Annotated in this window: 17 protein-coding genes and 1 other RNA gene; 13 read left to right on the forward strand and 5 right to left on the reverse strand. The window is 63.5% G+C overall.

The window, feature by feature from the left end; all coding sequences use genetic code 11:
* The first annotated feature begins 151 nt into the window (after positions 1-151).
* The 4 genes from AC1KVG_RS10980 (at position 152) to AC1KVG_RS10995 (ending at position 5338) form a co-directional block, all read left to right on the forward strand.
* The gene (locus AC1KVG_RS10980) at positions 152-706 is read left to right on the forward strand and encodes an NADPH-dependent FMN reductase (protein WP_268212076.1); all 555 of its coding nucleotides are present in this window, start codon (positions 152-154) and stop codon (positions 704-706) included.
* A gap of 220 nt (positions 707-926) precedes the next feature.
* Positions 927-2357, forward strand: a complete 1431-nt coding sequence (locus AC1KVG_RS10985; protein WP_006451927.1) for a replicative DNA helicase — start codon at positions 927-929, stop codon at positions 2355-2357.
* 702 nt (positions 2358-3059) lie between these two features.
* Positions 3060-4478, forward strand: coding sequence for a cryptochrome/photolyase family protein (locus AC1KVG_RS10990; protein ID WP_481094425.1), 1419 nt, complete (start codon positions 3060-3062; stop codon positions 4476-4478).
* 134 nt (positions 4479-4612) lie between these two features.
* Positions 4613-5338 carry a YiaD family glycine zipper/OmpA-like lipoprotein gene (locus AC1KVG_RS10995; protein ID WP_180315857.1) on the forward strand — a complete coding sequence of 242 codons (726 nt, stop codon included), beginning with the start codon at positions 4613-4615 and terminating at the stop codon, positions 5336-5338.
* A gap of 948 nt (positions 5339-6286) precedes the next feature.
* On the opposite strand, the gene AC1KVG_RS11000 is transcribed toward AC1KVG_RS10995, so the two are convergent.
* A complete protein-coding gene (locus tag AC1KVG_RS11000) occupies positions 6287-7321 on the reverse strand; it encodes an XC_2801 family transcriptional regulator (protein WP_023903516.1) in 1035 nt (344 codons plus the stop codon).
* A 129-nt stretch (positions 7322-7450) separates the two neighbouring features.
* On the opposite strand from AC1KVG_RS11000, the gene AC1KVG_RS11005 reads away from it, so the two are divergent.
* The 6 genes from AC1KVG_RS11005 to AC1KVG_RS11030 all read left to right on the forward strand — a co-directional run bounded on the left by AC1KVG_RS11005 (position 7451) and on the right by AC1KVG_RS11030 (position 15096).
* On the forward strand, positions 7451-7678 hold the full coding sequence (locus AC1KVG_RS11005) for a hypothetical protein (protein WP_481094426.1): 228 nt from the start codon (positions 7451-7453) through the stop codon (positions 7676-7678).
* Complete coding sequence (locus AC1KVG_RS11010) at positions 7675-8442, forward strand: SDR family oxidoreductase (protein WP_481094427.1); 768 nt, start codon at positions 7675-7677, stop codon at positions 8440-8442. Before AC1KVG_RS11005 ends, AC1KVG_RS11010 begins: the two co-directional genes overlap by 4 nt.
* Entirely contained in the window at positions 8439-9629 is a 1191-nt protein-coding gene (locus AC1KVG_RS11015) for an efflux RND transporter periplasmic adaptor subunit (protein ID WP_481094428.1), read from the forward strand. Before AC1KVG_RS11010 ends, AC1KVG_RS11015 begins: the two co-directional genes overlap by 4 nt.
* A gap of 105 nt (positions 9630-9734) precedes the next feature.
* Positions 9735-12908: an efflux RND transporter permease subunit gene (locus AC1KVG_RS11020; RefSeq protein WP_074057850.1), complete on the forward strand. Its 3174-nt coding sequence runs from the start codon at positions 9735-9737 to the stop codon at positions 12906-12908.
* A gap of 38 nt (positions 12909-12946) precedes the next feature.
* Positions 12947-13678, forward strand: a complete 732-nt coding sequence (locus AC1KVG_RS11025; protein WP_481094429.1) for an SDR family oxidoreductase — start codon at positions 12947-12949, stop codon at positions 13676-13678.
* Complete coding sequence (locus tag AC1KVG_RS11030; RefSeq protein ID WP_481094430.1) at positions 13672-15096, forward strand: efflux transporter outer membrane subunit; 1425 nt, start codon at positions 13672-13674, stop codon at positions 15094-15096. The genes AC1KVG_RS11025 and AC1KVG_RS11030 overlap by 7 nt, the downstream gene beginning before the upstream one ends.
* Positions 15097-15141: 45 nt before the next feature.
* Here AC1KVG_RS11030 and AC1KVG_RS11035 read toward each other — a convergent pair whose 3' ends face one another.
* Positions 15142-16116 carry a GGDEF domain-containing protein gene (locus AC1KVG_RS11035; protein ID WP_023903522.1) on the reverse strand — a complete coding sequence of 325 codons (975 nt, stop codon included), beginning with the start codon at positions 16114-16116 and terminating at the stop codon, positions 15142-15144.
* 93 nt (positions 16117-16209) lie between these two features.
* Between AC1KVG_RS11035 and AC1KVG_RS11040 the strand changes: the two genes are divergently transcribed.
* On the forward strand, positions 16210-16515 hold the full coding sequence (locus AC1KVG_RS11040) for a hypothetical protein (RefSeq protein ID WP_481094431.1): 306 nt from the start codon (positions 16210-16212) through the stop codon (positions 16513-16515).
* 123 nt (positions 16516-16638) lie between these two features.
* On the opposite strand, the gene AC1KVG_RS11045 is transcribed toward AC1KVG_RS11040, so the two are convergent.
* Positions 16639-18339, reverse strand: a complete 1701-nt coding sequence (locus AC1KVG_RS11045) for a sensor domain-containing diguanylate cyclase (RefSeq protein ID WP_481094432.1) — start codon at positions 18337-18339, stop codon at positions 16639-16641.
* 338 nt (positions 18340-18677) lie between these two features.
* Here AC1KVG_RS11045 and AC1KVG_RS11050 point away from each other — a divergent pair, with 338 nt between their 5' ends.
* Positions 18678-18848 (forward strand): hypothetical protein, encoded by a 171-nt coding sequence (locus AC1KVG_RS11050; RefSeq protein ID WP_268212061.1) that lies wholly within the window; start codon positions 18678-18680, stop codon positions 18846-18848.
* A 136-nt stretch (positions 18849-18984) separates the two neighbouring features.
* Here AC1KVG_RS11050 and ssrA read toward each other — a convergent pair.
* Positions 18985-19381, reverse strand: a transfer-messenger RNA (tmRNA) gene (gene ssrA, locus AC1KVG_RS11055).
* A 135-nt stretch (positions 19382-19516) separates the two neighbouring features.
* On the opposite strand from ssrA, the gene AC1KVG_RS11060 reads away from it, so the two are divergent.
* On the forward strand, positions 19517-21967 hold the full coding sequence (locus tag AC1KVG_RS11060; protein WP_481094433.1) for a S8 family serine peptidase: 2451 nt from the start codon (positions 19517-19519) through the stop codon (positions 21965-21967).
* 143 nt (positions 21968-22110) lie between these two features.
* Here AC1KVG_RS11060 and smpB read toward each other — a convergent pair whose 3' ends face one another.
* Positions 22111-22614 (reverse strand): SsrA-binding protein SmpB, encoded by a 504-nt coding sequence (smpB, locus tag AC1KVG_RS11065; RefSeq protein ID WP_006449452.1) that lies wholly within the window; start codon positions 22612-22614, stop codon positions 22111-22113.
* Between the last annotated feature and the right edge of the window lie 12 nt (positions 22615-22626).

Raw genomic sequence — 22626 nt, forward strand, 5'->3', positions numbered from 1 at the left:
ATCAGGCCGGGTAGGGGCGTTAACGCCTTGCAGATTGAGACGCCGCCGTGTGCATGCATCTGCGGTTGATCGCCCGGTGCCGGGCGGCACTTCACCGACTCTGAGCATCGCGCTGGGTAGGGTGGGGCCCTGTTTCCACGGAGCGTCCCCCATGAGCAAGATCACCATCGCCGTCCTGGTCGGCAGCCTGCGCGCAGCGTCCTACAACCGCCAGTTGGCGCGCGCGCTGGAGCACCTGGCCGGCGACAAGGCGGTGTTCGAGTATCTGGAGATCGGCGATATTCCGCTGTACAACCAGGACAACGATGCGGATTTCCCGGCTCAGGGCACCCGTTTCAAGCAGCAGGTGCGTGCCGCCGACGCGGTGTTGTTCGTGACCCCCGAATACAACCGTTCGATCCCCGGCGTGCTCAAGAATGCCATCGACACCGGCTCGCGGCCGTATGGCGATAGCGCGTTCTCCGGCAAGCCGGCGGCGGTGGTCGGCATCTCGGTCGGAGCGATCGGTACGGCGACCGCGCAGCAGCATCTGCGCAATGTGCTGTCGTATCTGAACATGCATGTGCTCGGCCAGCCGGAAGTGTTCCTGCAGTACAAGGAAGGCTTGTTCGGTGCCGACGATCAGATCGCCAACGCCGACAGCCGCGCGTTTCTGCAGGGCTTTATCGACTCGTTCCTGGGCTTGATCGAGCAGCTCAAGCGCTGAGTCGTAGGTGATGTGGTCCGCCTGACGCACTGCGCCGGGCGGACCCGGCCACGCGGCCAAAACGCAGGCGGGGCAGGGGTCGCGGCTGCTGCGACAGCCGGCGCGTAGAACGTGATGCACCGGCTGTGCACCGGTTATCCACAGAGTTGTGCATGGTCGTCGACGCCGTCGATGACTATGCTTCCTGCCCTCGTCTCCCTAGCGTCAGGTCTGTTTGTCCATGTCCGCTCGTCCTGGTTTCCGTTCCAAACGCAATCGCGATCGCGACGACGACGATTACGATCGTCCCGAGCCGCGGCTGGACCAGCTGCGTGTGCCGCCGCATTCGGTCGAGGCCGAGCAGGCTGTGCTTGGCGGGTTGATGCTGGCGCCGGAGGCGTTCGACCGGGTCAACGACCAGCTCACCGACAACGATTTCTACCGCCGCGACCACCGGCTGATCTACCGCGCGATTCGCGAGTTGAACGAGAAAGACCGCCCGTTCGATGCGGTGACGCTGGGCGAATGGTTCGAATCGCAAGGCAAGCTGGAGCAGGTGGCCGATGGCGCCTATCTGATCGAGCTGGCCAGCACCACGCCGTCGGCGGCCAACATCGCCGCCTATGCCGAAATCGTGCGCGACAAGGCGGTGTTGCGGCAGCTGATCGAGGTCGGCACCACCATCGTCAACGATGGCTTCCAGCCGGAAGGCCGCGAAAGCGTGGAGCTGTTGGCGTCGGCGGAAAAAGCGGTGTTCAAGATCGCCGAAGCCGGCGCACGCGGGCGCACCGACTTCGTGGCGATGCCGGGCGCCTTGAAAGATGCGTTCGAAGAGCTGCGTAACCGTTTCGAAAACGGCGGCAACATCACTGGCCTGCCGACCGGTTACACCGATTTCGATGCGATGACCGCCGGCCTGCAGCCGACCGATCTGATCATCCTGGCCGCACGTCCTGCGATGGGCAAGACCACGCTGGCGTTGAACATTGCCGAATACGCCGCGATCAAGTCCAAGAAAGGCGTTGCGGTGTTTTCGATGGAAATGTCGGCCTCGCAGCTGGCGATGCGCTTGATCTCGTCCAATGGCCGCATCAACGCTCAGCGCCTGCGTACCGGTGCGCTGGAAGACGAGGATTGGGCGCGCGTGACCGGTGCGATCAAGATGTTGAAGGAAACTAAGATCTTCATCGACGACACGCCGGGCGTGTCGCCGGAAGTGCTGCGCTCCAAGTGCCGCCGGCTCAAGCGCGAGCACGATCTGGGCCTGATCGTCATCGACTATCTGCAGCTGATGTCGGTGCCGGGCAACAGCGAAAACCGCGCGACCGAAATCTCGGAGATTTCGCGTGGTCTCAAGGGACTGGCCAAAGAACTCAATGTGCCGGTGATTGCGTTGTCGCAGCTCAATCGCTCGCTGGAAACGCGGACCGACAAGCGCCCGGTGATGGCCGACTTGCGCGAATCCGGCGCAATCGAGCAGGACGCCGACATGATCGTGTTCATCTACCGCGACGATTATTACAACAAGGAAAACTCGCCGGACAAGGGCCTGGCCGAGATCATCATCGGCAAGCACCGCGGTGGTCCTACCGGCTCGTGCAAGCTCAAATTCTTCGGCGAATACACCCGTTTCGACAATCTGGCGCACGATTCGGTGGGCAGTTTCGAGTAAGCGGATCTGCGTTTAGTGTCGCTGACAGAACCGACCACGTTCACTGTAAGGCGGGTGCGGCCGGCTTTGTGGTTCCCGTCAGTCCACGACAATGTTGGCAGGCGCAATGGCCTTACCGCTTGCGGGACCGTGTGGCGGCATGGATGCCGCCACCGAGCCCCCAGGGACGGTAAGGCCATCGCGCCCTCGACCGACTCAGCTTTTGACTGCATCCACACGACACGATGACTCGATAACTCGGTTGTCTTGAGTAGTCAGACAGCGCGGATAGATCAGGTGTGGAGCGGTTGATCTGTGGCTTGGCTGCAGGGCCCTTGCCCGCCCACCATCGCGGGACACGCTGCAAGTACATCCTTGTAAGCTCTTACGCGGCATCCATGCCGCGTAAGGTCCCGCGACGGTGGGCGGGCAAGGACCAGTCAAGAGCATCGGTGTGCATGGTTGCCAGCAGTGCATGCGGCCGGTCGATGCGGTGCGGTCTGATCGGCGCCTTTCGATCCGATCGATGTCGCTGCCATTCCCGACATCAGTTCACTCGTCAACGAAGGCGAGCGTGGCCAACACGTTACCGCCATCGCTACAGCGTTCGAGAGGGTTTGTTGGCTGCTCTCAGACGGGCGAGGGGGGGCTCGCCTCTGCATCGCGCCATCGTTGCACCTGCTGGCTTATGCTGCGCAGCCCTATCGTCGCTGCCGAGTTCGTATGTCCTACGCCATCGTCTGGTTCCGTCGCGATCTGCGCCTTCAGGACAACCCGGCTTTGCGCGCTGCGCTGGATGCCGGGCATGCCCCGATTCCGCTGTATATCGATGCGCCGCACGAAGAAGGCGAGTGGACGCCCGGTGCCGCTTCGCGCAGTTGGCGGCATCGCTCGTTGGCTGCCTTGGACGCTGCATTGCGCGCGCTCGGCAGCGGCCTGGTGATTCGCGCGGGCGACAGCGCCCAGGTGCTGGATGAGGTGATCGCCCAGACCGGTGCGGTGGCGGTGTATTGGAACCGCAAGTACGAACCGGCCACCCAACCGCGCGATGCGCAGATCAAGCGCAGCTTGCGCGAGCGCGGCGTCGAGGTGCAGAGCTGCAATGCCGCGCTGTTGATGGAGCCGTGGCAGTTGTCGACGCAGCAGGGCGGCCCGTACAAGGTCTTCACTCCGTACTGGCGCAACGCACTCACGCAACTGCAGTTGCCCGCTGCAGTTGCTGCGCCACGCAGCCTGCCAGCGCTGCCTGCGACGTTGAAAAGCGCTGCGCTGGAGACGCTGGAGTTAGTGCCGAAGCTGGACTGGGATCAGGGTTTCTGGGAGCACTGGCAGCCTGGCGAGGCCGGGGCGCACGAGATGCTGGAGATTTTCATCGACGGCGCGCTGTCGGGCTATCGCGAAAACCGCGATCGGCCCGATCGGGTCGGCACCTCGCAGCTGTCGCCGCATCTGCATTTCGGCGAGATCGCGCCATGGCGGATCGCCAGCACGCTGGAAGCCAACCGCAACGCGCGCAACAGCGCAGAGATCGATGGTTACATCCGCCAGTTGGGCTGGCGCGATTTTGCGTACCACTTGTTGCATCACTTTCCCGATACAACCAACCAGAATCTCAATCCGCGCTTCGAAGGCTTCGATTGGGCCAAGGTCGACCCGGTCGCGTTGCAGGCCTGGCAGCGCGGCCGCACCGGCATTCCGATCGTCGATGCCGGCATGCGTCAGCTCTGGCACACCGGCTGGATGCACAACCGTGTGCGTATGATCGTGGCGAGTCTGTTGTGCAAGCATTTGCGCATCCACTGGATCGAAGGGGCGCGCTGGTTCTGGGACACGCTGGTGGATGCGGACCTGGCCAACAACACCTTGGGTTGGCAATGGGTCGCTGGTACCGGTGCCGATGCGGCGCCGTATTTTCGCGTGTTCAATCCGGTGACGCAGGCGGAGAAATTCGATCCCCAGGCGGCTTACATCACACGCTGGGTGCCGGAGCTGGGCAAGCTTGCGGTGAAGGAGCGTTTCGCGCCGTGGTTGTCTCCATTATCGTTGGCGCGATTCGCACCGGAGTACCCGCGCACGCCGATCATTGGCTTGGCCGAAGGCCGCGACGCGGCGTTGGCGGCGTATGCGAAGACGCGGGGATAACCGGAACCGTTTTCCTGAATGCAGTACCTGTCGCAGGCAATCTGCGGCCGCTTTCATCATGTGCCAGTCGCGTTGGTCTGTTTATCCTCGCCGACACGATTGAGTGCCGGATGGTCCGGCCACAGGAGAACACCATGTCCCCAGCAGCTACCAAGAGTCTGGCCGTTGCCCTGGCCAGCGCCATTGCGCTGTCCGCTTGCGCGACCGGCGGCTCGTATGTGCAGCGCGACCAGTACGGCGATCAGACCCAACAGCAGAACCGCACCGGCCGCAATGCGCTGATCGGTACCGCCATTGGTGTCGCTGCAGGGTTGCTCACCGGCGACAGCGCCACCGAACGCCGTCAGCACGCGATGGTCGGCGCAGGTATCGGCGCGTTGAGTGGCGCGGCCGTGGGCCAGTACCAGGATCGTCAGGAGCGTGCGCTGCGCGAGCGTACTGCCAACACCGGTATCGAAGTGCAGCGCCAGGGCGACAACATCACCTTGAACCTGCCCGATGGCATCACCTTCGACTTCGGCAAGTCGGCATTGAAGCCGCAGTTTTACAGCGCGCTCAATGGTGTGGCGTCTACGTTGCGCGAGTACAACCAGACCATGGTGGAAGTGGTGGGTCATACCGACAGCGTCGGCAGCGATGCGGTGAACCAGCGTCTGTCCGAAGAGCGTGCCGGCGCAGTTGCGCAATATCTGACCGCGCAAGGCGTGCAGCGCGAGCGCATGGAAACGATGGGTGCCGGCAAGCGTTACCCGATCGCCGACAACAACACCGATGCCGGTCGCGCACAGAACCGTCGCGTGGAAATCCGTTTGATTCCGCTGCGCTCTGAGGGCACTGGTAACAACACGGGTATGCGTTGAGTTTGACGCAGTGGATCGCGGCGAGTCGATTGACGAAACCGCGATGTCAAAAAAAACACGTCGCGAAAGCGGCCTGTTTTTTTTGCGCTACGGATTTTGTTGGTTAAGTGCGGCTGATCTGAGACTTGGCTGCAGGGCCCTTGCCCGCCCACCGTCGCGGGACACGCCGCAAGTACGTCCGTGTAGGCTCTTACGCGGCATCCATGCCGCGTAAGGTCCCGCGACGGTGGGCGGGCAAGGACCGGTCGAGATGGTCGGTGTGCATGTTTTCAATAAAGCAACTTGCCAACTGTCTGGCGAGGGTGCCGCACCCTCAACCGACTCGGCTTGTGACTTAGAATTTGATTGCATCTAAACGACGCTACGAATCGACATCTCGATTGTCTTGTAGTGACTGGACAGTGCGGATAGATCAATTGCAGAGCGGCTGATCTGCGGGTTTGCTGCAGGGCCCTTGCCCGCCCATCATCGCGGGACACGCCGCAAGTACGTCCGTGTAGGCTCTTACGCGGCATCCATGCCGCGTAAGGTCCCGCGACGGTGGGCGGGCAAGGCCTGTCGAGATTGCCGGTGTATATGGTTGCAAGCAGGATATGACGTGCGTTGATTGAATGACTGCGTGTCCGATCAGCTTCTCAGCGCAAGCCAAACCACAGGCAGGCTTTCAACGAAATAGCCTGCAGACTCTCTGGTGCGGTGTCCTCACCGATTGCGGGACCGTGTGGCGGCATGGATGCCGCCACCGAGCCTACACGGACGTACTTGCGGCGTGTCCCGCGAGCGGTGAGGGCACCGCGCCCTCGACTAACTCGGCTTTTGACCTGTAGCTAGGCTTTTGACCTAAATGTTGACTGCGTCTAAACGTGCAACCGTACCCTCATCCGCCCTTCGGGCACCTTCTCCCGGAGGGAGAAGGGTTACTCCGTTGGGCGGCTGCTTGATTCGGTATTACGCGGTGACGTTTTCCAGGATGCGCTTGCCTTCGGCGCGCAATTTCGCCTCTGTGACCACCTCCACTTTCGCATCGTTGTCTGCTTTCTGCGCTGCCAACCGTGCCGGGCACTGCGCCATCATGTAGTCGGCGTCGAAGTTCATCCGTGTGACCAGAAAGTCCACGAAGGCGCGCACTTTTGGCGAGACCAAGCGGCCGCCGGCAAACACTGCGTTGAAGTCGACCTCCGGGCCTGTCCAACCAGCGAGCACGCGGCGTACCAGGCCCGATTGCACGAACGGTTTGGCCATTACATCGCCAGTCAATAGCAGGCCTTCGCCGCAGAGTACTGCACCGTTGAGCGCGGCCGGATCGTTGGCCACCATCAGCGGATTGACCGGGAAGTCGCGCACGTCGCTGCCGTCGCTGAGCGACCAGAAAAAGCGGTTGTTGTGCACGTTGCGGTTCTTGCGCAGTGCCAGCGTGCGATGGAACTGCAGCTCGTCCGGATGCAGCGGTTCGCCATAGCGTTCGATATAGGACGGGCTGGCGAAGACCTGCGTGCGCAGACTGCCGAGTTTGCGTGCGACCAGATTCGAATCCGGCAGCGCACCGACACGCAGCGCCAGATCGGCTTCGCCGCCGATCAGGTCCAGCTTTTCGTTGCCCAGGTGCATGTCCAGCTGGATCTCGGGATATTGCGCATGGAATTCGCCCAGCAACGGTGCGATCCAGGTGATGCCGAGCGAGTAGGGCACGGTAAAGCGCAACCAGCCGCGCGGGCCTGACTGCAATTGCCCGACCGCGCTTTCGGCTTCTTCCAGTTCGCGGGCGATGCGTTGGCAATGTTCGTGATACACCGAGCCGGCTTCGGTCAGGCCGATCCGGCGCGTGGTTCGATGCAGCAGGCGCGCGCCGAGCCGGGTTTCGAGTTCCTGCACCTTGCGACTGACGGTGGTCTTGGGCAGACCGAGCGCGTTGGCGGCGGCGATGAAACTACCTTGCTCGACCACCTTGACGAAGATCAGGGTGTCGTTGAGATCGTGGATCATGGGGGTGCCTTCCAGGGGGTCAGGAGGATTGGACCGCTTACGGGACGATTATTCCCCTAAATCAGGACTAATCAAGTCCTGCTTTGAGGCCTAACTTGTACGTCATCCCCTCCATGCAGGAGCACGGCCATGTGGTTGTGCGACGTTTTCGGTTTGTCCTCCACCTCACGCAACGCGATTGAAGGTGCCTTCGATCCAGTGATTTCGTCGGCGAAAAGCCCGCGTGCCGGTGTTTCGCGCACATTCGCAGCGTCGCCGAAGCGTCAGGCCGGCGGTGCGCCGGCCAAACGGGCTGGACTGCCCGAGCGCTGGATGCAGAGCGGAATTGTCCCGATGTCGGGAGTGAAAGTCCCATGAATGGGATGGTTCAATCCGAGACGGCTGTCATCGGTGGCGCGGGCAACGTGGGCGCCGGTATCGTCGCCGCGCTGCTCGACGCCGGCATGCGGGTACTCGTGATTGGACGCGATGCTGCCAAGCTCGATGCGCTACGCGCGGAGCATGGCAACTCTCCCCTGTTGGACACCCTGCAAGGCTCGGTGGCCGATGACACCTCCGCGCAGGCGCTGGCGACCGAACTGGCGCAACGCCCACATCCGTTGACGGCAGTGATCGCCAGCCTGGGCAGCCCGCTCAAGGCCGGCCGCTTGCTGGACCGCCCGGTCACCGCGTTGCGTCGCCGCCTGGAGCGCGACGTGCTGCCGCATCTGGCTGCTGCCCGCCATCTGTTGCCGCTGCTGAGCGAGGCCGATGGCGGCGGCCGCTATCTCTTGCTCGGCAGCCCGCTGCGCGCTTGGGCCGCGCATGGCGATATTTCCATTGCCGCTGCGGCCACCCGCATGCTCGCCCAGGTGCTGCACGAAGAAGCCAAGCCGCTGGGCGTGCGTGTCCACCTGCTGTCGATCGAGCAACCGGTGTGTACGCCCGGCCGTGCCAAGGATGCGTGTCCGGAGTGGATCCGCGCCGTGGATGTCGGTCGCGCCGCCGTGTCGTTGATCGTCGGGCCTGGCCAGCCCGGACAACCTGTCGTGACCGTCAGTCGTCGCCTGCATGCCGCTCCGTCGGCGGACCGGCTGGCTGGTCTGCATTTCCCCATCCCCACCCGAGAGATTTCCCCATGACTACGAACGCCACCCCGTTCCGTTTTCCCTTGCGTACCGTATTGACGGGCGCCGTACTGGCGATCGTGTTGGCCGGTTGCGGCAGCCAGGCCGCCGAGACCGGTGCACCGCCGCCGCCCAGCGTCAGCGTCGCCCCGGTGCTGAGCAAGGAAATCAGCCAGTGGGACGAATTCAGCGGCCGCATCGAGCCGGTGGAAAGCGTCGAGCTGCGCCCGCGCGTGTCCGGCTATATCGACAAGGTCAACTATGTCGAAGGCGCCGAAGTGAAGAAGGGCGATGTGCTCTTCAGCATCGATGACCGCAGTTACCGTGCCGAATTCGCACGCGCCAATGCGGCGCTGGTGCGTGCCCGCACGCAGGCCAACCTGGCCCGCAGCGAAGCGGCACGTGCGCGCAAGTTGTCTGAGCAGCAGGCCATTTCCACCGAAACCTGGGAGCAGCGTCGCGCCGCTGGCGACCAGGCCGATGCCGAGGTGCTGGCCGCGCAGGCTGCGGTGGATACCGCCAAGCTCAATCTTGACTGGACCCGCGTGCGCGCACCGATCGACGGCCGCGCCGGGCGTGCACTGGTCACTGCCGGCAACCTGGTTACGGCCAGCGACAGCGCCAGTGTGCTGACCACGTTGGTGTCGCTGGACAAGATGTTCGTCTACTTCGATGCCGACGAAGGCACCTTCCTGCGCTACTCGCAGATGACCCGCGATGGCGAGCGTCCGGACGCGCGTGGCGGCGAGTTGCCGGTGCGCATCGGCCTGGTCGGCGAGCAGGGTTTCCCGCATGCCGGGCGCGTGGATTTCCTGGATAACCAGGTCACCCGCAGCACCGGCACCATCCGCGTGCGCGCGGTGCTGGACAACGCGCAGCGGCAGTTCACGCCTGGCCTGTATGCCCACGTGCAATTGCTGGGCAGCGGCCAGTTCAAGGCCATGCTGGTCGACGAAAAGGCGGTGCTGACCGACCAGGACCGCAAGTACGTGTATGTGGTCGAGAAGGACGGCAAGGCGCAGCGGCGCGATGTGGAGCTCGGCCGCACTGCCGATGGTCTGCGCATCGTGCGCAAGGGACTGGTCGTTGGCGACCGCGTGGTGGTCGACGGCGTGCAGAAGATCTTCATGCCTGGCATGCCGGTCGATGCCAAGGCCGTGGCGATGGTGCCCACCTCGGACAAGCGCACCGCGTCGAACTGATTCATCGCTGCATCGCACCCATGAGCACCGGTCTTTCTAAAAGGCCGGTTCGGGGCCGCTGTGCCGCGCCGCCACCTGGCGGCAACCTCTTTCAGGACCACCCCAATGGACTTTTCCCGTTTTTTCATCGACCGGCCGATCTTTGCCGCGGTGCTGTCGATCATCATTTTCGCTGCCGGCCTGATCGCCATGCCGCTATTGCCCATCAGCGAGTACCCGGAAGTGGTGCCGCCGAGCGTGCAGGTGCGTGCGGTGTATCCGGGCGCCAATCCCAAGGTCATCGCCGAGACCGTCGCCACGCCGCTTGAGGAAGCCATCAACGGCGTGGAAGACATGATGTACATGAAGTCGGTCGCCGGCTCCGATGGCGTGCTGGTGGTCACCGTGACCTTCAAGCCGGGCACCGATCCGGACCAGGCGCAGGTGCAGGTGCAGAACCGCGTCAGCCAGGCGCAGGCGCGTCTGCCCGAGGACGTACGGCGCCAGGGTGTCACCACCCAGAAGCAGTCGCCGACGCTGACCATGGTCGTGCATCTGACCTCGCCCAAAGGCAAGTACAACTCGTTGTACCTGAGCAACTACGCGTTGCTGAAGGTCAAGGACGAGCTGTCGCGCCTGCCGGGCGTGGGCCAGATCCAGATCTTCGGTGCGGGCGATTACGCCATGCGCATCTGGCTGGATCCGGACAAGGTCGCCGCACGCGGGCTCACTGCCAGCGACGTGGTCGCCGCGATCCGCGAGCAGAACGTGCAGGTCTCCGCCGGTCAGCTCGGTGCCGAGCCGATGCCCAACAAGAGCGATTTCCTGCTCTCGATCAACGCGCAGGGCCGCCTCACCACCGAAGAAGAGTTCGGCAACATCGTGATCCGCAGCGGCAACAGCGGCGAGATCGTGCGCCTGTCGGATGTGGCGCGTCTGGAACTGGGTGCCGGCAACTACACCTTGCGCTCGCAGCTGGACAACCAGAACGCGGTGGGCATGGGCGTGTTCCAGTCGCCGGGTGCCAACGCGATCGAATTGTCCGATGCGGTGCGCGCCAAGATGGCGGAGCTGGAAAAGCAGTTCCCGCAGGACATGGCGTGGTCGGCTGCGTATGACCCGACCGTGTTCGTGCGCGACTCGATCAGTGCGGTGGTCAGCACGCTGCTGGAAGCGGTGCTGCTGGTGGTGCTGGTGGTGATCCTGTTCCTGCAGACCTGGCGTGCTTCGATCATCCCGTTGCTGGCGGTGCCGGTGTCGGTGGTCGGTACGTTTGCCGCACTGTATCTGCTGGGTTTTTCGATCAACACGCTGAGCCTGTTCGGGCTGGTGCTGGCGATCGGCATCGTGGTCGACGACGCGATCGTGGTGGTGGAAAACGTCGAGCGCAATATCGAAGAAGGCCTGAGCCCGTTGGCCGCTGCGCATCAGGCGATGCGCGAAGTGTCCGGGCCGATCATCGCCATCGCGCTGGTGCTGTGCGCGGTGTTCGTGCCGATGGCGTTCCTGTCGGGCGTGACCGGCCAGTTCTACAAGCAGTTCGCGGTGACCATCGCGATCTCCACGGTGATCTCGGCGATCAACTCGTTGACGCTGTCGCCGGCATTGGCGGCCATGTTGCTCAAGGCCCACGACGCACCCAAGGATGGCCCGACGCGATTGATCGATCGTTTGTTCGGCTGGTTGTTCCGTCCGTTCAATCGCTTCTTCAACACCAGCTCCAACAAGTATCAGGGCGCGGTGTCGCGTGCGCTGGGCAAGCGCGGTGCGGTGTTCATGGTGTATCTGCTGCTGCTGGTGGCCACCGGTTTCATGTTCAAGGTGGTGCCGGGCGGCTTCATTCCGACTCAGGACAAGCTGTACCTGATCGCCGGTACCAAATTGCCGGAAGGCGCCTCGCTGGAGCGCACCAACGAGGTGATCCGTCAGATCACCCAGATCGCGCTGCAGACCGAAGGCGTGGACCACGCGATTGCGTTCCCGGGCCTGAATCCGCTGCAGTTCACCAACACGCCCAACACCGGCACGGTGTTCCTCACCCTCAAGCCGTTTAGCCAGCGCAGCCGCACGGCCGAGCAGATCAATGCGGAGATCAACGCACGCATCAGCCAGATCCAGCAGGGCTTTGCGTTTGCGTTCATGCCGCCGCCGATTCTGGGTCTGGGGCAGGGCTCGGGCTACTCGCTGTATATCCAGGACCGTGCCGGTCTGGGCTATGGCCAGTTGCAGAGTGCGGTCAATGCGATGTCCGGTGCGATCTCGCAGACGCCGGGCATGCAGTTCCCGATCGGCACGTATCAGGCCAACGTGCCGCAGCTCGACGCCAAGGTCGATCGCGACAAGGCCAAGGCGCAGGGCGTGCCGCTGACCAATCTGTTCGACACGCTGCAGACTTATCTGGGTTCGTCGTACATCAACGACTTCAATCGCTTCGGTCGCACCTACCAGGTGATCGCCCAGGCCGATGGACAGTTCCGCGACAGCGTCGAAGACATCGCCAACCTGCGCACCCGCAACGATCGCGGGCAGATGGTGCCGATCGGCAGCATGGTCACGCTGGGCCAGACCTACGGCCCGGATCCGGTGATCCGCTACAACGGCTATCCGGCCGCCGATCTGATCGGTGAAGCCGATCCGCGTGTGCTCTCGTCCACACAGGCGATGCAGACGCTGGCCGGCATGGCGCCGAAGGTGTTGCCCAACGGCATGAACATCGAATGGACCGATCTGAGCTATCAGCAGTCGATCCAGGGCAACTCGGCGTTGATCGTGTTCCCGATGGCGGTGTTGCTGGCGTTCCTGGTGCTGGCCGCCTTGTACGAGAGCTGGACCTTGCCGTTGGCGGTGATCCTGATCGTGCCGATGACCTTGCTATCCGCCTTGTTCGGCGTGTGGCTCACCGGTGGCGACAACAACGTGTTCGTGCAGGTGGGGTTGGTAGTGCTGATGGGCCTGGCGTGCAAGAACGCGATCCTGATCGTGGAGTTCGCCCGCGAACTCGAAATGCACGGCAAGGGCATCGTCGAAGCCGCGCTGGAAGCCTGCCGCCTGCGTCTGCGCCCGATCGTGATGACCTCCATCGCCTTCATCGCCGGCACCGTGCCGTTGGTGTTCGGCCATGGCGCTGGCGCCGAAGTGCGCTCGGTCACCGGCATCACCGTGTTCGCCGGCATGCTCGGTGTGACCCTGTTCGGCCTGTTCCTGACTCCGGTGTTCTACGTGGCCCTGCGCAAGTGGGTGACCCGTGGCGAACAACCCGCCGCGCCGGCTGCCGTCTCGCATGAACCCGTCAAGGCGTAAGCGCCGCGGTGCATTCCATCCATTCGAAGGAATTTGAAATGAGCAACAGCAAAATTGCACTGGTCACCGGTGCCACCCGCGGCATCGGCCTGGAAACCGTTCGGCAATTGGCCCAGGCCGGCGTGCACACGCTGCTGGCCGGCCGCAAGCGCGATGACGCGGTCGCTGCCGCACTCAAGCTGCAGGGCGAGGGCCTGCCGGTGGAAGCCATCCAGCTCGACGTCAACGACGACATCAGCATCGCCGCAGCCGTGGGCACGGTGGAACAGCGTCATGGCCACCTGGACATCCTGATCAACAACGCCGGCATCATGATCGACGACATGCAGCGCACGCCGTCGCAGCAGAGTCTGGAGGTGTGGAAGCGCACCTTCGACACCAATCTGTTCGCCGTGGTCGGCGTGACCAAGGCCTTTCTGCCGCTGCTGCGTCGCTCGCTGGCCGGGCGCATCGTCAACGTATCGAGCCAGCTCGGCTCGCTGACCTTGCACAGCCAACCGGGCTCGCCGATCTACGACGCCAAGGTTCCCGCGTACAACGCCTCCAAGAGCGCGCTGAACAGCTGGACCGTGCATCTGGCCTATGAGCTGCGCGACACCGCCATCAAGGTCAACAGCGTGCATCCGGGCTATGTCAAAACCGATATGAACGCTGGTAACGGTGAGATCGAAGTGGAGCAGGGCGCGCACAGCAGCGTGCAGATGGCGCTGCTCGACGCGCACGGCGCCACCGGCAGCTTTACGTATTTGGGAGACGTGTTGCCATGGTAAGGACATTCTTGAGCGTGGCACTGGCCGCGCTGGTGCTCAGCGGTTGTGCGGTCGGCCCGGATTACCGGCCCGACCCGCCCGCCGCGGTAACGCTGCAGGGCGCGCAGGACGCGGCCTACAGTGCCGAGTCGCCAGTCGGCAACTGGTGGTCGCAGTTCGACGACCCGGTGCTGGAGCAACTGGTACGCGATGGCTTGTTTGCCAACCACGATCTGCGCATCGCCGTCTCGCGCGTCAAGCAGGCGCGTGCGGTGTTCGTCGAACGTCGTCTGGACCAGGCCCCGCATATCACCGCGCAGGGCAGCTTCGATCGGCGCGAACAACAGCAGGTGATTGCCGGCAATCAGCGTTTCCTCACCGAACAGACCACCCTGGGTCTGGATGCGGCCTGGGAGCTGGATCTATTCGGTCGTCAGCGACGTGCGTCGGAAGCGGCGCGTGCCGATCTGGAAGCCGAGCAAGCCGGTTTGCTCGACGTGCAGGTCACGGTCGCAGCCGAAGTGGCCCGCAACTATTTCGAGTTGCGCGGTACGCAGAAGCAGCTGGATGTCTCCAAGCGCACGCTGATCAACCTGCACGACACCCAGAAACTGACGCAGACGCGTTGGGACCTAGGCGCCGGCAGCGAGCTGGAAGTGCAGAGCAGCCTGGCGCGGCTGAAGGCGATCGAGGCGGATATTCCGTTGCTGGAAACCGCCGAGGCGCAATACCGCCACCGTCTGGCCGTGTTGCTCGGCCAGGCGCCGGACGCGCTGGATGCCACCCTGGTACCTCGCACCACGCCCGCGTTCGCACGTGCGTTGCCGCTGGGCGACACCGCCGGGCTGCTGCGTCAGCGACCGGACGTGCGCAGTGCAGAACGTCGCCTGGCGGCAGCCACCGCGCAGGTTGGCGTTGCGACTGCCGACCTTTTCCCGCGCATCAGCGTGAGCGGCTTTGTCGGCTTCCTGTCCGGCGATGCGGCCAGGCTGACCGAGGGCAGTGGCAAGGCCTGGTCGATCACCCCGTCGATCAGCTGGGCGGCGTTCGACTTCGGCACCGTGCGTGCGCGCCTGCGTGCCAGCAAGGCGCAGGCCGAAGGCGCGTTGGCGCAATACCAGCAGGCCGTGTTGCTGGCGTTGGAAGACACCGAGAACGCACTGATCGGCTACGGCCGCCAGCAGGCGCGTCTGGCGATCGTGGTAGAGCAGGCCAACGCCGCACGGCGTGCCGAACAGTTGGCGCAGATCCGCTACCGCGAGGGCTCGGAAGACTTCCTCACGCTGCTGGATGCACAACGCACCCAACTGGCCGCAGACGATGCGTTGGCACAGGCCGAAGCGGCAGTGAATGTTGGTGTGGTCGGTGTCTACAAAGCGCTGGGCGGCTGGAAGCAGGGCGAAGCGCCTGCGGTACCGGTGGCTGTAGTCAATCGTTGAAGCAGGCATGCGGGGCGGCCAAGGTGTCGCCCCGCAACCGGTGGGTCAGTCGGCAACCCGCACGCTATCGCGGCCGCCGTTCTTGGCCAGATACAGCGCCGCATCGGCGCGTGAAAACCAGTCCTGCCAATGCGTCTCGCCATCGTGGCGGGCCGCACCCAGCGACACCGTGATACGTCCACCCGGGCCGCGCAGGCCATTGCGAATGACCTTGCGCAGGCGCTCGGTCGCCGCTTCCAGTTCCTGCAGCGAGCCGGCGCGCAACAACACCACGAATTCTTCGCCGCCGAAGCGGAACACCTGATGCGGATCGCGTACCTCGTAGCGCAGGATGGTGGCCAGATCCGAGAGTGCGGCATCGCCTGCGGCATGCCCGTACAGATCGTTGACCTCCTTGAAATGATCCAGATCCAGGATGATCAGGCTGTTGAGCCGATCGTGCGGTTGCCGTTGATCGATCTGATGGGTGAGCGCACGTTCGAGCATGCGTCGATTGGGCAAGCCAGTGAGCGCATCCAGCGAGGCCAGCTCTTCCAGATGCACGCGGTCGTCCTGCATGCGCAGCGAAAACGCATACCCCACCGTCAGCGTCACCAAGGTCACCACGACCGTCGACACGCCTTGACCAGGGCTGACGATCAAACCGGGCAACAACAGCAGGGCCGCCAACAGCGGCAGGCTGAGCAGCACCGCACGTTGCGGCCCGCATAGAAAATAATTGGTCGCCAGCACCGGAAACAGCCAGGGCAGCGCGCCATCGCCGCCTGTCCAGCACGCCACCAGACACCCGCTCACATTGATCGATGCCAGCCACACCCCGCCCACACCGGTGCGGTCGGCGCTGCGCATCTGCCAGCCGCGCCATACCGCAAGCACACCGAGCGTTGCGGTGATCAGGCAGGCGACGACCTGACCGGTCATGGCCAGGTACACCGCATAGAGGCAGAGCAACAGCGCGGTGATTGGCCCAAGCATCTTGACGATGCCGAGGCGGAAATCCCGCCGCAGGTGGAGGATCACAGGGAAGGTTCTATAGGAGTCGGCATCATTATCGGCTGCGCACTGTGGAAATTGAGCGTGCAGCGCCGCTGCATCGGGTAGGAAGATGAAGCATTGCAGGGCAGGACTTCGCACCTTGTTGACGGCCTTGCCGCAACCGTGTCCGCTTTGCCATTGGAGTCTGCCATGCCTACCCGCGAAGAACTCGAGACGCGCCTGGATGCGTTGCAGGATGCATTGCCGCAGCTGTCGGCCGATGAAGATGCGGATTTCGACTATCTCGATTTCCAGGCACGCGCGGAAGCCCTGCTGAGCAGCGTCGAGCCCGAAGAGGCCGCCTACGTGCGGACCCGCGTCGATGGCATGCTGGCCGGCGCCGGCCTGATTCCAACCGACGACGACGGACAGGCCTGCGTTTGAGTCTTGCTCTGCATGATTGGCAATACGAGGGTACGGCAGCCAGGTAGGCGCGACCCGACCGCGAGGCAGCATCTGCAGATCGCATTCCTGGCGACAGTGCGCCTTGTTGCAGCTGATCGACGATTACACTGCGGCAGTCGAAGCGCCCGCGCTCACCACCTGATTGCGCCCAGCCTGTTTGGCCCGGTACAGCGCCTCGTCCGCACGCCGCAGCAGCTGCGTTGCATTGCCCGCATGCTCGGGGAAGCTGGCCGCACCAAACGATGCGGTGATCTTGGGTAGCGACACGCCATCGGCCATGACTTGCAAGGCCTCGATGCCCACGCGCAACTTCTCGGCCATCTTGCTGGCGGTGGGGAGATCCACTTCCGGCAGGATGATGGTCAATTCTTCGCCACCATAGCGGCAGCAGATGTCTTCGCCGCGCATCTGCGTCAGCAGGAATTCGCCAATCGCCGCCAGCACGCGATCGCCACCACTGTGCCCATGCAGATCGTTGAACTGTTTGAAATGGTCCACGTCCAGCATCAATACCGACAACGGCAGCGCCCGGCGCGTGCAGCGCGCCAGTTCGTGGTTGAGCGCCTCTTCCAGATAGCGGCGGTTGTACAGACCGGTCAGCGGATCGCGGATGGATTGCTGACGCAGCGTCTCGCGCAAACGCAGGTTGTGCAGCGCCAGCGACAGTTGTTCTGCGGCCGCTTCGGCCACGGTTAACGAGGTCAGTTCGCGCGGATCCTCGCTGCGCAACGCCAGCATGCCCAATTGCGTGCCCTGCGCCGACAACGGAATGCAGACCGTGCTCGCATGCGCCGGAAGATTGGCGCCGGCATGTTGGCAGACCATGCCCTGGCTGGTGTCCTCCACCACATGCGTGCGATCGCGACGCAGCGCCCAACAGTCATGCGGCGCAATGCTGGCACTGTGGTCGTCGGCCATCGCGCCCCAGGTGACCACCGGCTCGGCGCGATCACGCGAGGCGCGCAGCAGGTAGACCGCGCCAGAGGCACCGGGGATCAACGGCGCAATCGTGCGCGCGGTGATTTCCAGCGCTTCTTCGGCATCGCGACAGTTCTGCAGCAGCCCCGAATAGCGCGACAGCGCCTCCAGTCCGGCGGAAGTGCGTTCGAGTGCGGCGAACGACTCCACCAGTCGCTCGCTGGTGCTGCTGGCCTCGTCCTCGGCACGCACGCGTCGTTCCAGTTCGCGCGACAGCAGGCGGTAGGCAAGCAACATCACCAACAGTCCGCTGATGATGCCGATCACGGTGCTACGCAGCACCCACTGCGCGCTGGTCTGGTTGGTCTCTGTACGCGTCACCAACTGGCGGCGTTCCAGCTCGGTCATGGTCTGCACCTGGCGACGCAGCGTGGAGGAGGTCTGAAACACCCCGCGCGCAATCGATGCGCGCGCGCCATCCAGACCGCTTGCGCGGTAGCTGTGCAGCAAGTCGTTGATCTGCACCAGGCGCGTGTCCATCAACCGCCGCAGCAGCACGACATTGCGCTCCTGCGCCACGTTGTCCTGTACCAGCGCTTCCAGCCGCACGATGCGTTCGGGCAGGCGTCCGATCGCATCGGCATACACGCCCAGAAATGCCTCGTTATCGGTTAGCACATAGCCACGCACAGACGACTCCGCCGACAGCATGCCGGCCTGGATTTCATCGATGGCGGCGATCACTTCCTGCGTATGCGTTACCCAGCCGGCGTCGGAGAGCGAACGCTGCGTGGTGAAATAACCGCCCACACCGATCAGCACGAAGATCACCCCACCGAGCAGTAAAGCCCCGGCAGCATGGCGTTTTGCTTTTTTGGTCAACACCGTGTTCCCCAACACTGATCGTCTGGTAGAGGCTGATGCAAAGCGCGTGCCTACGCTTCACCTCGTTTGGCCGTTCGTTCAGAATTCCGGTAGTGACAGTGAGGCGCGTGCCGAGAACGGTGCGTCGATATCGCGTGGCACGTTGGCGCCGCCAACACGTCTTGGTCACTCGTTGGATGCTGCTGCCCGTCGATTGTGCTTGTGCTCGGCGCGCCGCGCTTATGTCACGGATTCTGTGTGGTGCAACTACAGCTCACGGATGCCTGCAGCCACGACGCTGGCACGAGGTTTGCTCTCACTGCATCAGATGCTGGGGAGTGTCTCCAGAGGAGCGTGAGATGGAAGAGCCCAACAAGAGCGCCCTGGTCCTGCTGCAGCAAGAAGCCACCGAATTACTGCAGCTTTTCGATCGATTGCGCGGCGATGCCTTGCCCGCAGAGGCGAGCTCGCCACAGATCGCGGTCGCGCCGACCATGGCCTCCGAACAGACAGGTCACGTCACTATCTGACGCAATACGCAGCGTAGACAGCCGTGCTTCATTGGATGGGCCATCGATCCGACGACTTTGCAGCGCCCATGAAAAAGGCCGGGAACCCTCTGCATCGAGAGTCCCGGCCTTAGTCGGTCGTCTTAGGACCGTTGTTTGGTGGAGGTGGGCGGAATCGAACCGCCGTCCGGAAGCACTCCATCCCCAGCACTACATGCTTAGCCCTCCGTTAGATCTCATTTCCAGGCAGCACGGTTGGCAAAGCGCACCTGGAAACCAGCCTGCTTTATCTAACCGGTAGCTGACAGGCAGCCACTACCGACGGTTCCGTGATAATGACCCTACATCTACGAGCACGGGCACAAGTAGGTTCGGGGGTTCGCCTTAGGCGGCTGTAGAACTAAAACTAAAGCCAGTTAAGCGGCGATAGCGTAGTCCGAACCGTAGTTGTCATCGTTGGCAACTAAAAGTTTGCTGCTGGATTAACGAGGAAAGCTGCCCCCTCGGCATGCGCCAAGCGACTTCGCGACCCCCGTCGAAACCAGTGCACCCCCGGGGAAAGCATCAAAACGCTGACATGCCCAGTGTAGGGATCGGCGCGCCCTGTCACAAGTGGTGAGATACGCAGCGCTTACAGTGGCTTCAGTCCCGTACCGAACGGAACAATCTGTAAACGAAGGAGCGAAGCGATGGCGACCAGCAAGCCCCCACGTCCACGGCCGGCGCGTGCAGCGCCCCGCAAACCAGCGGTCACTGCCGATCGACCCGCGCGCAAACGTGCAGCGCGCAGCGCGCAGCCGCAGACCACGGCGAAGAGCCGCGTGCAGGACAAGGCGCGCACGGTGATCTACATCCATGGCATCGGCAACAAGCCGCCGGCCGAGGTGTTGCGCTGCCAATGGGACAAGGCCTTGTTCGGACGGCCGATGGGCGAGCGCACGCGCCTGGCGTACTGGGTCAATCGCGAGCGGTATCCGGTCGCCGAGCCCGGCAGTTGCGAGGCGCGCGATGTCGGCCCCGCGCTCAATCAGAGTGTGCAGCGCGCCTTGAGTACGCTTGGGTTGGTGCCAGGCGAGCAGGATCTGCATCTGTTGGCCGATGCGTTGGCGCAGAGCGAGCAGGAACGCAGCGATCTGCATCGCTTGCTGGACGAACTGGACACGGCGTCCGCCACGCCTGCCGTTGGTGACGTGCAGGCGAAAGGCCCGATCGATGCGATCAACCGCGTGCTGCTGCGCTTGATCTCTGCCGCGTTGCTGCAGGACGTGCACGATCTGTTCTTCGTGCCCGAGCGTGCGGCGTTGATGCGCGAAAGCCTGGCGCAGCGCTTGCGCTCGGGCGGCGGGCCGTTCGTGGTGGTGGCGCACAGCCAGGGCTCGATGATCGCCTTCGATGTGCTGCGCCAGCTGCAAGCCGCCGAGTGCGAGGTCAGCTTGTTCCTGACCCTGGGCTCGCCGCTGGGCTTGCCGCAAGTACGCAGCATGTTCAAACGCTGGACCGGCACGCGCAAGCTGCCGTTTCCCGAGTGCGTGCGGCGCTGGATCAACGTGGCCGAAACACGCGACCCGATCGCGCTGGACCCGGATCTCACCGACGACATCGCCAATGCCAAGGGACGTTTCGAAAACCTCTCGGACGCACGCTTAAATCCGGATTGGCAGCACAACCCGCATTCGGGCTCGGGCTATCTGTCGATTCCGCAAGTGCGTGCGGCGGTGCGTGAGGCCGTCGGCATGGGCTTCGATCAGCCGGTGTCCAACGCGGTGCTGATCAAGGATCTCAGCGAGCAGCTGGAAGCGCATGGGTCCGAGCATCGGCACGAAGTGCTGATCGAACTGGATCGTCGCCTGCTCGGCAACGACCCGGCTGCCACGCGTGCGCTGCTGCTGGCGCAGTTGCGCGAGACCGCGGCACGCAGCACTGGCTTGAGGGGCGACGCATTGGATGAGGCGATCGAACTGGAAGACGGCTTGCAGCGTTTCGTCTCGGCGCGGCTGACGCGCTTCGAGATCGAGTCATTGCAGGATCGCTACCGTGCACTCGGATTCCGGCGCGTGTGGCGCGATGCCGGCAAGCGCGCGCTGATCAACGTCTCCGGCAACGTCTTGCATGCCGATGCTGCGCGCACCGCGTATCGCGCGCGCGGTCAGCAGATCGGCTGGGCGGTGCTAGACACCGGCATCGCGGCCAGTCATCCGCATTTCTTCGTGAAGGGCGAGCGTGACAGTGTGGTGGCGCAATGGGATTGCACGCGGCGTGGCGCGCCTAAACGATTGACGCGCGCAGATGGCGATGCATTTACCAGGCTCGATCGGCATGGGCACGGCACCCATATCGCCGGCATCATCGCCGGCCAATCTCGCGCGGTGATCGCGGACGTGGAGGGCAATCCCGGTAAACCACAGGAGTTCGCCGGCATGGCGCCCGACACGCAGTTATATGGATTCAAGGTGCTGGATGATGCCGGAAACGGCCGCGATTCGTGGATGATCAAGGCGGTGCAGCAAGTGGCGGCGATCAACGAGCGCGCAGGTGAGTTGGTCATCCACGGGGTCAATCTGAGCCTGGGCGGCTACTTCGACCCGGAGAGTTACGGCTGCGGTTTTACGCCGTTGTGCAACGAGTTGCGCCGGCTATGGCGGCAAGGCGTACTGGTTGTCGTTGCCGCTGGCAACGAGGGCATGGCCTGGCTGATGCGTAACGATGGCGATGCGTATCCGGCCAACATGGATCTGTCGATCAGCGACCCGGGCAATCTGGAGGACGCCATCGTGGTCGGCTCGGTGCACAAGAGCAGCCCGCACAATTACGGCGTGTCGTATTTTTCGTCGCGCGGGCCGACCGCCGATGGTCGCGGCAAGCCCGATGTGGTCGCACCAGGCGAAAAGATCCTGTCGGCCTATTACGACTTCGACCCGAACGATGCGGCCAGCCTGATGGTGGAGATGAGCGGTACCAGTATGGCCGCACCGCATGTCTCCGGCGTGCTGGCCGGATTTCTTTCCGCACGCCGCGAGTTCATCGGCTTTCCGGATCGGGTCAAGCAACTGCTGCTGGAGACCAGTACCGACCTGCAACGCGATCGCTATGTGCAGGGCAGGGGGGTGCCTAATCTGATGCGGATGCTTGGGAAGACGTGAGTCGGGAGTCGGGATTGGCAAAAGCACGTCAGAACGCTGGTGGCTCGCGTCGTGTGGATGGCGCAAAGGGGGCGCTACATCTGAATCAGCAAGCAGCATCTGCGGTTACGAATCCCCAATGCCGACTCTCCAATCCCGGCCCCTCACGCATCGCGATTATGCCGCCGCATCACGCGCTGCTTGTCGCGCTGCCAGTCGCGGTCTTTGGCGGCGTCGCGCTTGTCGTGATTCTGCTTGCCCTTGGCCAGTGCGATTTCCAGCTTGACCTTGTTGTTGCTCCAGTACAGCGCAGTGGGCACCAGGGTGTAGCCGTCGCGTTCGACGCTGCTCAGCACCTTGTCGATTTCCCGACGATGCAGCAGCAGCTTGCGGTCGCGGCGTTCCACCGGCACGGTGTGACTGGAGGCCTGGATCAGCGGTGTGATCTGCGCGCCGATCAGGAAAATCTCGCCGGAGCGCACATACGCGTAGCCGTCGATGATATTGGCGCGGCCGGCGCGAATCGCCTTGACCTCCCAGCCCTGCAGGGCCAGGCCGGCTTCGTAGCGCTCTTCCAGGTGGTATTCGTGGCGCGCACGCTTGTTCAACGCGATGGTTTTCGTGGCCGTCGCGCCGTTTGCTTTATCCTTGGCTGGTTTCTTGCTCATGCCGCTATTGTC

This window comes from Xanthomonas sp. NCPPB 3959 (assembly GCF_056675575.1).

What these genes read in the sequence shown, in the direction of transcription:
- AC1KVG_RS10980 (WP_268212076.1), top strand. Translation starts at nt 152, where the DNA reads ATGAGCAAGATCACCATCGCCGTCCTGGTCGGCAGCCTGCGCGCAGCG.
- AC1KVG_RS10985 (WP_006451927.1), top strand. Translation starts at nt 927, where the DNA reads ATGTCCGCTCGTCCTGGTTTCCGTTCCAAACGCAATCGCGATCGCGAC.
- AC1KVG_RS10990 (WP_481094425.1), top strand. Translation starts at nt 3,060, where the DNA reads ATGTCCTACGCCATCGTCTGGTTCCGTCGCGATCTGCGCCTTCAGGAC.
- AC1KVG_RS10995 (WP_180315857.1), top strand. Translation starts at nt 4,613, where the DNA reads ATGTCCCCAGCAGCTACCAAGAGTCTGGCCGTTGCCCTGGCCAGCGCC.
- AC1KVG_RS11000 (WP_023903516.1), bottom strand. Translation starts at nt 7,321, where the DNA reads ATGATCCACGATCTCAACGACACCCTGATCTTCGTCAAGGTGGTCGAG.
- AC1KVG_RS11005 (WP_481094426.1), top strand. Translation starts at nt 7,451, where the DNA reads ATGTGGTTGTGCGACGTTTTCGGTTTGTCCTCCACCTCACGCAACGCG.
- AC1KVG_RS11010 (WP_481094427.1), top strand. Translation starts at nt 7,675, where the DNA reads ATGAATGGGATGGTTCAATCCGAGACGGCTGTCATCGGTGGCGCGGGC.
- AC1KVG_RS11015 (WP_481094428.1), top strand. Translation starts at nt 8,439, where the DNA reads ATGACTACGAACGCCACCCCGTTCCGTTTTCCCTTGCGTACCGTATTG.
- AC1KVG_RS11020 (WP_074057850.1), top strand. Translation starts at nt 9,735, where the DNA reads ATGGACTTTTCCCGTTTTTTCATCGACCGGCCGATCTTTGCCGCGGTG.
- AC1KVG_RS11025 (WP_481094429.1), top strand. Translation starts at nt 12,947, where the DNA reads ATGAGCAACAGCAAAATTGCACTGGTCACCGGTGCCACCCGCGGCATC.
- AC1KVG_RS11030 (WP_481094430.1), top strand. Translation starts at nt 13,672, where the DNA reads ATGGTAAGGACATTCTTGAGCGTGGCACTGGCCGCGCTGGTGCTCAGC.
- AC1KVG_RS11050 (WP_268212061.1), top strand. Translation starts at nt 18,678, where the DNA reads ATGGAAGAGCCCAACAAGAGCGCCCTGGTCCTGCTGCAGCAAGAAGCC.
- AC1KVG_RS11060 (WP_481094433.1), top strand. Translation starts at nt 19,517, where the DNA reads ATGGCGACCAGCAAGCCCCCACGTCCACGGCCGGCGCGTGCAGCGCCC.
- smpB (WP_006449452.1), bottom strand. Translation starts at nt 22,614, where the DNA reads ATGAGCAAGAAACCAGCCAAGGATAAAGCAAACGGCGCGACGGCCACG.